The organism is Nocardia sp. NPDC047038 (assembly GCF_040644075.1).
In the GTDB taxonomy this organism is placed as follows: domain Bacteria; phylum Actinomycetota; class Actinomycetes; order Mycobacteriales; family Mycobacteriaceae; genus Nocardia; species Nocardia sichangensis.
On the sequence record NZ_JBEYVQ010000012.1, the window covers coordinates 1 to 12,483 of the forward strand.

Consider the following 12,483-nt stretch of genomic DNA (forward strand, 5'->3'; position numbering starts at 1 on the left):
CGTGTGGAGGTGACCGGTACTAATCGGCCGAGGACTTACCAACAAAGGTTGCTACGCGTCCACTGTGCGGTATCTGAAACAACACACAGATACCCCCGGAAAACACTCCGTCCCTTGTGGTGGAGTCCCATATCCTTCGGGTGTGGGCTGGGGGTGTGGATAGTTTCATAGAGTTACGGCGGCCATAGCGGTGGGGAAACGCCCGGTCCCATTCCGAACCCGGAAGCTAAGCCTGCCAGCGCCGATGGTACTGCACTCGACAGGGTGTGGGAGAGTAGGACACCGCCGGAACATCCTTTCACGAAAGGCCCTCGACACCGTCGAGGGCCTTTCGTCGTTCATGCGGCGAGAACGTTTCGCAGCAATTTCAGAGGGAACTACAAGCACACACAGCGCGCGGACGATGATGATGGATGGTGGAGACGGATCGCTGTCCCGCGCGAACAACGGAGGTATGTATGGTCGTCGCGACGACGCCGGGTCACCCGGCGCCGCCAGCCCCCGCCACCTCGACGCGACCGCGTTGGTGGCGGCCGAGGCTGCCCGCGACGGCTGTGTACTTGGCGGGGCTGGTCGTCGTCTCGGCGATCTTCTCCGTGCTGAGCGACTCCGCGCAGACGAGGGTAGTTCTGCACGCGAGCACGAACCTGCACAACCTGCTGGACGGCCGGATCGGGACGTTGCTGGCAAGCGCGTTCGTGATCGGCGACGTCGTCGGGTCGTGGGTGATCATCCCGCTGCTGGCCTGTCTGCTCGCTCTCGCCGAACTGCGCTTCGGCGCGTTGCGGTTGGTGCGGGTTTTCCTGGCCGGCCACATCGGCGCCACGTTGTTCGTCGCGGCGGGGCTGTGGGTGGGCGTTGAGGCCGGATGGGTGCCCACGAGCATCCGCTGGGCCGAAGACGTCGGTGTCAGCTACGGCGCCATGGCTTTGGTCGGCGCGCTGGTGGCCGCCCTGCCCTACCGGTGGCGCGCCGCCTGGTCGACGCTCTGGTTCATCGTCGCGGTCGAGGGTGTGCTCATCGAGCACACCTTCACCCAGGTCGGCCACATGGTGGCGTTGATGATCGGCACCGTGGTCGGGTTCTGCATGGTCTGGGCCAGGACGACCACCCGTCGGCGGCTGACCCGGATCGAAAGCGCCCTGCTCGCCGTCAGCGTGGTTCTCGCGGCGATTCTGCTCATGGGCTGACGACGGGGGCGTGCGGGCGTTCGCCTACAGTGCTTGGGTGCGCCTAGTGATTGCTCGCTGTCAGGTCGACTACGTAGGGCGACTCACCGCCCATCTTCCGATGGCCCGCAGGCTACTGCTGGTGAAAGCGGACGGCTCGGTGCTCGTGCACTCCGACGGCGGCTCGTACAAGCCGCTGAACTGGATGAGCCCGCCCTGCTGGCTGGAGGAACGCAACGGCGACGCGCAGCTCCCGGAGGGAGCGAAGGCGCTGTGGGTCGTCGCCAACAAGGCCGGCGAGGAACTTCGCATCACCATCGAGGACATCGAGCACGACTCCTCCCACGAACTCGGCGTGGACCCGGGCTTGGTTAAAGACGGTGTGGAGGCTCATCTCCAAGAGCTGCTGGCCGAGCACGTGCATACACTCGGCACCGGCTACACGCTCATCCGCCGCGAGTACATGACCGCGATCGGCCCGGTGGACCTGCTGTGCCGGGACGCCGACGGCGGCACCGTGGCGGTGGAGATCAAACGGCGCGGTGAGATCGACGGCGTCGAACAGCTCACCCGCTACCTCGAGTTGCTGAACCGGGATCCGCTGCTGGCTCCGGTGGCGGGCGTTTTCGCCGCCCAGCAGATCAAGCCGCAGGCGCGCACCCTTGCCGAGGATCGCGGCATCCGCTGCCTCACACTCGATTACGACGCCCTGCGTGGCACGGAGAGCAACGAATTCCGCTTGTTCTGAACTCGGGGGCATGCGGGGCGCACGCGGCCGAGTAATAGGCTTGTCGCATGCCCCGCCGGAAACCGCGTTCGGATCGCCACGCTGATCACTCGCGGTCGGGAGGCGCGCCGATCGGCGATGTCTTCGGACGGACCGAATCAGGCCCGGACGGTGACGAGACTTACGTGGTCCGCACCATTCCGGGCACCCGCGCTGTGAAGACCTACCGCTGCCCGGGCTGTGACCACGAGATTCCGCCCGGCGTAGCGCACCTCGTCGCGTGGCCCGCTCATGGCGGAGAAGACGACCGCAGGCATTGGCATCGCGGGTGCTGGAACGGTCGCCGTACTCGGAAGATCACCCGGCGCTGGTCCTGATGCCCAGCAAACGGGTGCGGAATTAAGGAAGGCCGCCCCGGTGGGGGCGGCCTTCGGTGAATTCGGTTCAGTTTTGCTGTAGTCGCCGCAGTCCGACGTCAGTTGCTGACGTCGGCGCTCTCGCGCTCTTCCGAGTCGATATCGTCGTCCTCGGTGGCGACCTCGGGGATCGCCTTCTGACGGGAACCGGTGACCGACTTGGTGTTGCCGCCGATCGACTTGCGCTGATCCGGAACGCCGTCCAGCAATTCGCTTTCCCGGTTGACCGCGGCGAGCATCGCCGGCACCGAGTCGAGCTGACCGCGGATACCGAGCAGCTGGGCGAGCACGCGGCCGCGCAGCACGCGCATCTCCTCGGCCAGCTCCTTCGCGTGCGCGATCTTGCGCTCGGAGGTCTGGGTGGCGGAGGTGATGAGGCGGTTGGCCTCGTCGGTCGCGTCCTTGATCCGCTGGGCGGCCTCGGCGCGGCTGGTGGCTTCCAGCTCTTCCATGGCGCGGGTGAGCTTGGTGCGACGCTCGGCCATGGTGGCCTCGAAGTCCTGCTGGGTGGCCTTGCGCTTCGCGTCGGCTTCCTTCGCGATGCGGTCGGCCTCGGCCTGAGCGGCCTCGATGATCTTGGCGGACTCGGTGCGTGCGTTCGCGAGGGTCTGCTCGAATTCGATTTCGAGCGCCTCGCGCTTCTCCTTGGTCTCCGCGAGCAGCGACTCGTACTTGCCACGCATCTCGGTGGCCTGCTGCTCGGCGATCGACACCATCTCGGCGGCCTCGGCCTGCGCCAGGGCACGGACCTCGGACGCCTCGTCGGAGGCGAGACGGAGCATGCGGGAGATGCGGTCGGACATGCCTTCCGCGGTGGTCGGCGGCACCGAGAGTCGGTCGACCTCCTTGCGGAGTTCGTCGATCTCGTCGCGCGCGTCTTCCAGCTGGCTCGCGAGGTTACGTGCTTGTGCCGCAGCCGCATCGCGGTCGGTGGCGGTGACTCTCAGTTCCGCGTCGAAGCGGTCGAAGTAATTACGCACCTCGTCTTGCGCATAACCCTTGCGCACAACGGTGAAGGGCAGTGCAACGAAGCGATTGCGATCGGACTCGGGTGACGACATGGCACACAAACTACAGCCTGAAGACAGCCGATGGTGACTCGACTGCGAATGTCATTCCAACGAGTTTTCCCGACCTGACGCCGATACTAGTGCGTAACATTAGCGTTCGGTTCGACCAACTCGATCAGCACACCTCCAGCATCCTTCGGGTGAATGAAATTGATGCGAGAATCGGCCGTTCCGTGCCGTGGAGCCTCGTACAGCAAACGCAGACCCTTGGCGCGCAGGTACGCGGAGACGGCCTCGATGTCGGTCACCCGGTAGGCCAGTTGCTGCAAGCCGGGCCCGCTGCGGTCGATGAACTTCGCGATCGTCGATTCCGCGTTGAGCGGCGCCAGCAACTGCAGGGCAGTGGCGCGGTCGGGTGCGCCGGGCAGCGACAGCATCGCCTCGTGCACGCCCTGAGCCTCGTTGACCTCGCGATGGGTCTCGATCATGCCGAGGTTCTCCGCGTACCAGGCGACGGCGGTGTCGAGATCCGGCACCGCGATGCCGACGTGGTCCACCGCGGTCACGTAGTCCGCGGGGATGAAAGATGACTGTTCGGTAACGTTGCTCACCATTCGAAAGTAGCGCGACCTGGCACGGGGCGCGCGTGACGCACCCGCTACCGTTGAGTAGAACACCTGCTCTCGCATTGCCCGGTGTGGGCGCGAGCAGGTCCGATCTACGAATGCGAGGCTCGTCGTGACCACTTCCGTGATCGTCTCCGGTGCGCGTACCCCGGTCGGCAGGCTGCTCGGAGGTCTGAAGGACTTCAGCGGTTCCGATCTGGGCGGGTTCGCGATCAAGGCGGCGCTGGAGAAGGGCGGTGTCGCGCCCGACCAGGTCGACTACGTGATCATGGGTCAGGTGCTCACCGCGGGCGCGGGCCAGATCCCGGCCCGGCAGGCGGCGGTGGCGGCGGGCATCCCGATGGACGTGCCCGCGCTGACGCTGAACAAAGTCTGCCTGTCGGGCATCAACGCGATCGCGCTGGCCGACCAGCTGATCCGGGCGGGCGAGTACGAGATCGTCGTCGCGGGTGGCCAGGAGTCGATGAGCCGGGCGCCGCACATGCTGGAGAAGAGCCGGGAGGGCTTCAAGTACGGCGACGTGACGCTGCGTGACCACATGGCCTACGACGGCCTGCACGACATCTTCACCGATCAGGCCATGGGCGCGCTGACCGAAGCGCGCAACGAGGCCGATCGGATCAGCCGCGAGGATCAGGACGCGTTCGCGGCGGCTTCGCACCAGCGTGCGGCGGCGGCGTGGAAGAACGGCGTGTTCGACGACGAGGTGGTCCCGGTCGCGGTGCCGCAGCGCAAGGGTGATCCGGTGCTGGTGACCACGGACGAGGGCATTCGCGCCGACACTACGGTGGAGTCGCTGGGTAAGTTGCGTCCGGCGTTCCGCAAGGACGGCACCATCACCGCGGGCACCGCGTCGCAGATCTCCGACGGAGCCGCGGCGGTCGTGGTGATGAGCAAGGAGAAGGCGCAGTCGCTGGGGCTGAGCTGGATCGCCGAGATCGGTGCGGCGGGTGTGGTCGCGGGTCCGGATTCGACGCTGCAGGACCAGCCCGCCAACGCGATCGCCAAAGCCTGCGCACGCGAAGGCATCTCGCCCGCCGACCTGGACCTGGTGGAGATCAACGAGGCGTTCGCCGCCGTCGGCATCGCGTCCACCCGCAAGCTGGGCATCGATCCGGAGAAGGTGAACGTCAACGGCGGCGCCATCGCCATCGGCCACCCGCTGGGCATGTCCGGCGCCCGCATCCTGCTGCACCTGGTGCTGGAGCTGAAGCGCCGCGGCGGCGGCGTCGGCGCGGCCGCGCTCTGCGGCGGCGGCGGACAGGGTGACGCGCTGATCGTTCGCGTCTGAGCCCGGCGGGGCGATGCCCCGCGCCGAATCGTGCCGATGGCCGCCCCGACGTGGGCGGCCATCGGTCGTTCTGCTGAGGACCACCAGCCATCCCCAAGGGGACAGATCGGGGCGACGAGCGGCCGCTCGGCTCGTGGCGAGCCGTAGGCAGCGGTCGCCTTGCCATCGGCGAGCAATGCGGCTACGAGCGGCAGGTCTTCGTGCAGAAGGGGGGTCAGCGTTGGACACCTCACCACCCGCTGGAAACGAAATCGCGGTCGACAGATCACCGAATCACGCGGCCGCCCCATCTCAACCACGTTCTTTCGAGCGAAGCGAGATCAAGCCTGTTCCGTTCGCGGCCCGGCCGACGCTTGCGCACCGCCACGTGGGTCGCGAAGGGGCGAGCCTCGTGCACCGCAGCAACGACTGTGCGGGTCCGAGCACGTGACGCCGCTACGGCGGCCACCCGTTCGCGTGGTCGTGGTCTCGAGTTCGTATGCCGACGCGCCCAGCGCACCGCAACCACGTCTTTCGAGCGAAGCGAGACCGAGCCTGTTCCGTTCGCGGCCCGGCTCGCGTGTGCGCGGCCGCCGCGTACGCGACGAAGGAGCAAGCGGCGGTCGCGCACACGCGAGCCATAAGGGGGCCGCGAACACGCAGCGCCGCAGGCGCTGCAAATTGAACACAGCAATTAGACACAGCTCACTACGACAGCCTGTAGTGCATCCGGCAGAATGGGCGCATGGGCAATGTCTTCGACCTGAGCACGGTGGCCAAGCGGTTTCGTTTCATCGCGGTGCTCGAGGCGATCTCCTGGCTGCTGCTGATCATCGGCATGGTGTTCAAGCGGATTCCGGAGCCGGTGCTGTGGCCGGTCAAGGTGTTCGGCATGACGCACGGCATCGTGTTCGTGCTGTTCGTCATCACCGCGATCGTGGCGGCGCGCGAGCTGGGCTGGAACGTCAAGACCACCGTCCTCGCGCTGCTGTCGAGCATTCCGCCGTTCTGCACGGTGCTGTTCGAGGTCTGGGCGGTGCGCACGGGGCGGTTGGGTGAGCTGAGCAACGCCGGTTCGGTCGAGTCCGGGGCGCCCGCATCCGCCACGTCGTGACAAACTGGAGGTCGTGAATCGACCAGCCGCACGCCGTCCTTCGCCCGCTGTCGCCGCCGCCATGTCCGGCGCGGTCGATCTGTCCAGCCTGAAGCAGCCCGCCGGTGGCGGGGGCGCTCCGGCCGGTGGCGACTACGCGGTATCCGAGGCCGATTTCGAGACCAAGGTGCTGCGTCGTTCGATGCAGGTGCCGGTGGTGGTCGTGCTGTACTCGCAGCGCAGTCCGGGCAGCGTCGAACTGGTGCGGACGCTGGAGCGGCTGGTGGCCGCCGACGGCGGCAGTTGGGACCTGGCGATCGTCGAGGCCGAGGCCAACATGCGCATCGCGCAGGCGCTGCGGGTGCAGGGCATCCCGACGGTCATCGCGATCGCGGCGGGGCAGCCGCTGGCCGATTTCGAGGGCGCCCAGCCGGAGCCGCAGGTGCGGCAGTGGCTGAACGCCGTGGTCGACGCGGTTGCGGGCAAGCTGGAGGGTGGCGGGGAGCCGCAGCCGCAGGCCGAGGACCCGCGTTTCGCGGCGGCCGAGGCGGCGCTCGAGCACGGTGACCTGGCCGGCGCCGAGGCGGCGTACCAGGCGATTCTCGACGCGGAGCCGACGAACGACGAAGCCAAGGGCGCGCTGCGTCAGCTGCGCTTCCTCGCGCGGGCCCAGGAGCTGCCGGAGTCGGCGATCGAGGATGCCGATGCCGACCCGTCGAACGTCGATGCCGCGATTCGCGCCGCCGATCTCGAATTGTTCCAGCAGCGGCCCGAAGCGGCCTTCGATCGGTTGATCGGCGTCGTCAAGCGCACTTCCGGCGACGAGCGCACCAAGGCGCGCACCCGCCTGCTCGAGCTGTTCGAGCTGTTCGATCAAGCCGAGCCGTTCGTCGTGGCCGCGCGCCGCAAGCTGGCCGCGGCGCTGTACTGAGCCGCCGCGCGGGGCGGTCCGCGAACCAGCCGGCCGCGTCACCGCCCCTGGTTGCGCCCAGGCGTCGGGTATCCGATCCGGGGCGGTGTTGTGACCGACCTGCGCTACCGGTCGCGATGACCATCGCTCGCCGCTCATAGTGGGCGTCCGCCGAGTCTGCTCTGGATTCGCGCATCGGACTCGGGTCTCGCACCGAGGCGTCAGCTGCTCACCTGAGTCCGTGCTTCGGGGACCGGCGCACGTCGGGGTCGGGCAGGGCTCGGTTCGCCGGGCGACCCGTCAGGCGGGGCGCAGCCAGACCGCGCCGTGGGGTGCGAGCGTCACGGTGGCCGAGGCGGGCCGGTCGTGCCACGGCTCGGCGCTCGCCGTCACCTCGCCCAAGTTGCCGAGGCCGGAGCCGCCGTAGTCCGCGGCGTCGCTGTTGAGGATCTCCAGCCATGAGCCCGCGTGCGGCAGGCCGATCCGGTACGCGTCGTGCGCCGACCCGGAGAAGTTGTAGACGCAGGCGACAACGGAGCCGTCGGAGCCGTAGCGCAGGAACGCCAGCACGTTGTTCGCGCGGTCGTCCGCCTCGATCCAGGCGTAGCCACCGGGTGTGGTGTCCTGGCTCCACAGGGCGGGGTGGGCGCGGTAGACGGCGTTCAGGTCACGCACCAGCGTGGTGATGCCTTGGTGCAGCGGGTTGTCCCGTTCGTGCCAGTCCAGACCGCGATCGTGTGACCACTCCCGGAACTGGCCGAAATCCTGGCCCATGAACAGCAGTTGTTTACCCGGGTGGGCCCACATGTAGGCCAGCAGCGCCCGCACGCCCGCGGCTTTGGCGAAATCGTCGCCCGGCATTCTGGTCCACAGCGTGCCTTTGCCGTGCACGACCTCGTCGTGGCTGATCGGGAGCACGTAGTTCTCGCTCCAGGCGTAGACCAGTGAGAAGGTGATCTCGCTGTGGTGCCAGGAGCGGTGCACCGGGTCGCGGCCGAGGAACCCGAGGGTGTCGTGCATCCAGCCCATGTTCCATTTCATGGTGAAGCCGAGACCGCCGACGTCGATGCCGCGGGTGACGCCGGGCCAGGTGGTGGACTCCTCCGCGATCGTCACGACGCCGGGGTGATGCCGATGCAGCGTCTCGTTGAGGTCCTGCAGGAAGTCGACGGCCTCCAGGTTCTCCCGGCCGCCGTGCACGTTGGGCTCCCACTGGCCTTCGGCGCGGGAGTAGTCCAGGTAGAGCATGGAGGCGACCGCGTCGACGCGCAGGCCGTCGATGTGGAATTCCTCGACCCAGTAGCGAGCGTTGGCGATGAGGAAGTTGCGTACCTCGTGCCTGCCGAAGTCGAACACGTAAGTGCCCCAGTCGAGTTGCTCACCCCGGCGCGGGTCGGCGTGCTCGTAGAGCGGAGTGCCGTCGAATCGGGCCAGCGCCCACTCGTCGCGCGGGAAGTGGGCGGGGACCCAGTCCAGCAGGACGCCGATGCCCGCCGCGTGCATGCGGTCGACGAACGCTCGGAAGTCGTCCGGGGAACCGAATCGCGCCGTCGGCGCGTAGTAGGAGGTGACCTGGTAGCCCCACGAGCCGCCGAACGGATGCTCGGCGATGGGGAGCAGCTCGATGTGGGTGTATCCGGTCGCCCGCACGTACTCGGCGAGCTGGTCGGCCAGTTCGCGGTAGCCGAGGCCGGGCCGCCAGGAACCGAGATGCACCTCGTAGACGCTCATCGGGGCGCGGGTGGGATCGGTGGCCGCGCGCTGCCCGAGCCAGGCGCTGTCCTGCCACACGTAATGGCTTTCGGTGACCACCGACGCCGTGGCCGGTGGTAGTTCGGTGGCGAATGCCAGCGGGTCGGCGTGATCGACGGTCCGCCCGTCGGCGCCGTGCACGCGGTATTTGTACTTGGCGCCCGGCTCGACACCCGGGATGAAGACTTCCCAGATCCCGGACGACCCCAGCGTGCGCATGGGCGCGGTGGTGCCGCTCCAGCCGTCGAAGTCCCCGATCACGGTGACGCCGCGCGCGTTCGGCGCCCATACCGCGAACGATGTGCCCGCGACGTCACCGTCGAGGGTGCTGTAGCGGCGCGGGTGCGCCCCGAGCACGTCCCACAGGCGTTCGTGGCGGCCTTCGCCGATCAGGTGCAGGTCGAGTTTGCCGAGCGTGGGCAGGAAGCGGTAGCCGTCGGCGCCGATGACGGTCTGGCCGCCGGGGTAGGTCGTCACGACGCGATAGTCATCGATCTCCGGGTACGGCAGCACCGCGGCGAATACGCCGTGGCCCACGGACTTCAGCACGTGGTCGTCGCCGCCGACCCGCACCGACACGGTTTCGGCGTGCGGGCGCAGCACCCGCACGGCGGTGCCGTCCGGATGGGGGTGTGCGCCGAGCACGGTGTGCGGGTCGGTATGGGTGCCCGCCGCGAGCAGCATGAGGTCGCGACGTTTCATCGCAGCGTCCTGCGGTAGGCCAGCTCGGTGCGAGCCTGCTGGGACACCGGGGGCAGGGCGATGATGTGCGCCACGGCCCGCGCGGGGTCCAATCGCACGTAATTGGTTTGGGCCCAGTGGTATTCCTCGCCGCTGACCTCGTCGTACACCACCGGGTGGTCGTGCCACTCGCGGCCGATCGCGGGCAGGTCGAGCGAGAGCATGCCCCATTCGGCGCCGAAAGGATTGAGATTCACCACGACCAGCACCGCGTCGCCACTTGCGGGATCGAGCTTGGAATAGGCGATCAGCGCGTCGTTGTCCACGTGGTGGAAATGCAGGCAGCGCAGCTGTTGCAAGGCGGGGTGGGCCCGGCGGATCTCGTTGAGCCGAGTGAGCCAGGGTTCCAGCGATTCTCCGCGCGCCAGCGCCTCGGCGAACGGGCGCGGGCGCAGCTCGTATTTCTCCGAATCGAGGTACTCCTCGCTGTCCGGGCGCACCGCCTGATGCTCGAACAGCTCGAAGCCGGAGTAGACGCCCCAGGTGGGCGCGAGGGTGGCGGCCAGGACGGCGCGGATGGCGAACATGCCCGGCCCGCCGTGCTGGAGGCTCTCGTGCAGGATGTCCGGCGTGTTCACGAAGAGGTTCGGGCGGGCCTCGTCGGCCTTCGCGGCCAATTCGTTGCCGAACTCGGTCAGCTCCCATTTGGCCACGCGCCAGGTGAAATACGTGTAGGACTGGCTGAATCCGCGCCGGGCGAGCCCGTAGAGCCGGGCGGGGCGGGTGAACGCCTCGGACAGGAAGATAACGTCCGGGTCGGTGCGCCACACGTTCGCGATCAGCCACTCCCAGAAGTCGGCGGGCTTGGTGTGCGGATTGTCGACGCGGAAGATGTTGACGCCCAGGCCGATCCAGTGTTTGACGACGCGCAGCACTTCGGCGTAGAGGCCGTCGGGGTCGTTGTCGAAGTTGACCGGATAGATGTCCTGGTACTTCTTCGGCGGGTTCTCCGCGTAGGCGATGGTGTTGTCGGGCAAGGTGGTGAACCACTCGGGGTGCGCCTCGACCCATGGATGGTCCGGCGCGCACTGCAAGGCGAGGTCGAGCGCGACCTCGAGGCCCAGTTCCCGCGCCGCCCTGACGAACTCGGCGAAATCGGCTTCGGTGCCCAATTCCGGATGCACGGCGTCGTGACCGCCGTGCCGCGAGCCGATGGCCCACGGCGAGCCGACGTCGCCGGACTCTGCCGTGAGCGCGTTGTTGCGGCCCTTGCGGTTGACCTCGCCGATCGGGTGGATCGGCGGCAGGTACACCACGTCGAAGCCCATGGCGGCGATGCGCGGAAGGTCCTTGGCCGCGGTGACGAAGGTGCCGTGAACCGGCTCGCCGGTGGCGTCGCGGCCGCCGGTCGAGCGCGGAAAGAACTCGTACCAGGAGCCGTAGAGCGCGCGGTGCCGCTCGACCAGGACGGTGTGCTGCGGCCCGCGGGTGACCAGGTCGCGCAGCGGCGTGGCGCGCAGGATACCGGCGACCTCCTCGGTGAAGGCCGGGGCCACCCGTGCGGGGAGTTGCTCGTCACCGCGCAGCGCGGCGGCGACCGCGCGCAAGCGCTCGAACTGTTTCTTCGGGACGGCCTGCGCCGCGCGGTCGAACAGGCGGGCGCCCAGCTCGAGATCGTTGGCCAGATCGACGGCGCTCTGCCCGACGGCAAGCTTCGCCTCGATCGCCGATCGCCAGGTCGCGATCGGATCGCTCCAGCCTTCGATCCGGTAGGTCCAGGCTCCAGGCGTGTTCGGTGTGAAGGTCGCGTTGAAGACGTCGGGCTCGTAGTCCGGCGTCATGCGGACGCGGGTGGGTCGCGACGCGCCGGGGGCGCGCACGACGAGTGTGGCGGCGACGGCGTCGTGCCCCTCTCGCCAAACCACGGTGCGCACCGGGAATACCTCGCCGACCACCGCCTTGGCGGGCCGGCCGCCTGGGATGGACGGGGCAGTGTCATCGATAGCGATGCGGCCGGTCACGGACCCCAACCTACCGGCAACCCGCCTTTCGGACCGGACCAGCCGATTTTTCGTGCCCGGTTCCTGGCCTCACACGGTGGCGGGCCAGCTGGGCATTCGCCTCAGCGTGCGTCGGCGGCGAGGCCCAGGCCGAGCGCGACCAGGACCGCGCCGAGCGCACGCTCTACCCGCTGCCGGATACCGGTGCGGCGCAGCCAGGCGCCCGCGCGGTCGGCGGCCATGACCACGCCGACGCACCACGCGGTGTCGATCACCAACTGGATCAGCGCCAGGGTCACCACCGTGGGCAGCACCGGCCCCTCGGACGGAAGGAATTGGGGAAGGATTGTCAATCCGAAAATCGCCGCCTTGGGGTTGGCCGCGATCGAGATCAGCGAGGCGCGGAACGCGGCGGCGGGCGTGTGACCCGCCGGGAGCATCCTCGTCATCGCGCTGCCGAACTCCTCGCCACCACGGGCATTCCGCCACGCCTGCACGCCGAACCAGATCAGGACCAGCGCGCCGATGACGTGCACGGCCGTGTTCATGGCGCGGTTCGCGACGAGTAGGACGGACAGTCCCGCCCCGCCCGCCAGCGTCCAGCCGAGTACGCCGATCTCGTTCCCGGCCACCGCCGCCAGGCCCGCGGTGCGGCCGTCCCGCACCGCGCGCTGCAGGAACAGTGCGGTCGCAGGCCCGGGCAGCGCGGCGATGAGCAGGCAGGCCGGAAGGAATTGCGGAAGAACGTCGACCCAGTGCGGCATCAGCCGATGCTGTCATCCCGGTCCTGCTCGGGCTACCGATTTTCCCGCTTTCGGAAGCGAGGTGC

At 68.4% G+C, this 12,483-nt stretch carries 11 protein-coding genes and 1 rRNA gene; 7 read left to right on the forward strand and 5 right to left on the reverse strand.

Translation table 11 applies throughout. The features are described from left to right. Nucleotides 1–174 precede the first annotated feature (174 nt). The 4 genes from rrf (at nucleotide 175) to ABZ824_RS29395 (ending at nucleotide 2,273) form a co-directional block, all read left to right on the forward strand. Nucleotides 175–291, forward strand: a 5S ribosomal RNA gene (gene rrf / locus ABZ824_RS29380). Nucleotides 292–458: 167 nt separating this feature from the next. Further along, complete coding sequence (locus ABZ824_RS29385; protein ID WP_355081530.1) at nucleotides 459–1,190, forward strand: rhomboid-like protein; 732 nt, start codon at nucleotides 459–461, stop codon at nucleotides 1,188–1,190. Between the two features lie 37 nt (nucleotides 1,191–1,227). Next, nucleotides 1,228–1,917 (forward strand): endonuclease NucS, encoded by a 690-nt coding sequence (gene nucS / locus ABZ824_RS29390; protein WP_355081528.1) that lies wholly within the window; start codon nucleotides 1,228–1,230, stop codon nucleotides 1,915–1,917. Nucleotides 1,918–1,964: 47 nt separating this feature from the next. Next, nucleotides 1,965–2,273: an ATP/GTP-binding protein gene (locus ABZ824_RS29395; protein WP_356966870.1), complete on the forward strand. Its 309-nt coding sequence runs from the start codon at nucleotides 1,965–1,967 to the stop codon at nucleotides 2,271–2,273. 98 nt (nucleotides 2,274–2,371) lie between these two features. Here ABZ824_RS29395 and ABZ824_RS29400 read toward each other — a convergent pair whose 3' ends face one another. Both ABZ824_RS29400 and mce read right to left on the reverse strand, forming a co-directional pair. Beyond that, on the reverse strand, nucleotides 2,372–3,373 hold the full coding sequence (locus ABZ824_RS29400) for a hypothetical protein (protein ID WP_355081524.1): 1,002 nt from the start codon (nucleotides 3,371–3,373) through the stop codon (nucleotides 2,372–2,374). An 86-nt stretch (nucleotides 3,374–3,459) separates the two neighbouring features. Next, nucleotides 3,460–3,933 (reverse strand): methylmalonyl-CoA epimerase, encoded by a 474-nt coding sequence (gene mce, locus ABZ824_RS29405; RefSeq protein ID WP_356966872.1) that lies wholly within the window; start codon nucleotides 3,931–3,933, stop codon nucleotides 3,460–3,462. Between the two features lie 127 nt (nucleotides 3,934–4,060). Here mce and ABZ824_RS29410 point away from each other — a divergent pair, with 127 nt between their 5' ends. The 3 genes from ABZ824_RS29410 to ABZ824_RS29420 all read left to right on the forward strand — a co-directional run bounded on the left by ABZ824_RS29410 (nucleotide 4,061) and on the right by ABZ824_RS29420 (nucleotide 7,242). Further along, a complete protein-coding gene (locus ABZ824_RS29410) occupies nucleotides 4,061–5,239 on the forward strand; it encodes an acetyl-CoA C-acetyltransferase (protein ID WP_355081520.1) in 1,179 nt (392 codons plus the stop codon). A gap of 724 nt (nucleotides 5,240–5,963) precedes the next feature. Further along, a complete protein-coding gene (locus ABZ824_RS29415) occupies nucleotides 5,964–6,332 on the forward strand; it encodes a DUF3817 domain-containing protein (protein WP_355075568.1) in 369 nt (122 codons plus the stop codon). 61 nt (nucleotides 6,333–6,393) lie between these two features. Beyond that, the gene (locus ABZ824_RS29420; protein WP_355075969.1) at nucleotides 6,394–7,242 is read left to right on the forward strand and encodes a tetratricopeptide repeat protein; all 849 of its coding nucleotides are present in this window, start codon (nucleotides 6,394–6,396) and stop codon (nucleotides 7,240–7,242) included. 279 nt (nucleotides 7,243–7,521) lie between these two features. Here the strand turns inward: ABZ824_RS29420 and glgB are convergent, their stop codons facing one another. From glgB to ABZ824_RS29435, 3 genes are all read right to left on the reverse strand, one after another. Beyond that, nucleotides 7,522–9,675, reverse strand: coding sequence for a 1,4-alpha-glucan branching protein GlgB (gene glgB, locus ABZ824_RS29425; protein WP_356966873.1), 2,154 nt, complete (start codon nucleotides 9,673–9,675; stop codon nucleotides 7,522–7,524). After that, nucleotides 9,672–11,675 carry an alpha-1,4-glucan--maltose-1-phosphate maltosyltransferase gene (locus tag ABZ824_RS29430; RefSeq protein WP_356966874.1) on the reverse strand — a complete coding sequence of 668 codons (2,004 nt, stop codon included), beginning with the start codon at nucleotides 11,673–11,675 and terminating at the stop codon, nucleotides 9,672–9,674. Before ABZ824_RS29430 ends, glgB begins: the two co-directional genes overlap by 4 nt. 101 nt (nucleotides 11,676–11,776) lie before the next feature. Then, entirely contained in the window at nucleotides 11,777–12,418 is a 642-nt protein-coding gene (locus ABZ824_RS29435; protein ID WP_356966875.1) for a LysE family translocator, read from the reverse strand. Nucleotides 12,419–12,483 lie beyond the last annotated feature (65 nt).

Excerpts from the sequence above, each read along its gene's own strand:
- ABZ824_RS29435 (WP_356966875.1), bottom strand. The coding sequence starts at position 12,418 with ATGCCGCACTGGGTCGACGTTCTTCCGCAATTCCTTCCGGCCTGCCTG.
- ABZ824_RS29385 (WP_355081530.1), top strand. The coding sequence starts at position 459 with ATGGTCGTCGCGACGACGCCGGGTCACCCGGCGCCGCCAGCCCCCGCC.
- ABZ824_RS29395 (WP_356966870.1), top strand. The coding sequence starts at position 1,965 with ATGCCCCGCCGGAAACCGCGTTCGGATCGCCACGCTGATCACTCGCGG.
- glgB (WP_356966873.1), bottom strand. The coding sequence starts at position 9,675 with ATGAAACGTCGCGACCTCATGCTGCTCGCGGCGGGCACCCATACCGAC.
- ABZ824_RS29400 (WP_355081524.1), bottom strand. The coding sequence starts at position 3,373 with ATGTCGTCACCCGAGTCCGATCGCAATCGCTTCGTTGCACTGCCCTTC.
- ABZ824_RS29420 (WP_355075969.1), top strand. The coding sequence starts at position 6,394 with ATGTCCGGCGCGGTCGATCTGTCCAGCCTGAAGCAGCCCGCCGGTGGC.
- ABZ824_RS29415 (WP_355075568.1), top strand. The coding sequence starts at position 5,964 with ATGGGCAATGTCTTCGACCTGAGCACGGTGGCCAAGCGGTTTCGTTTC.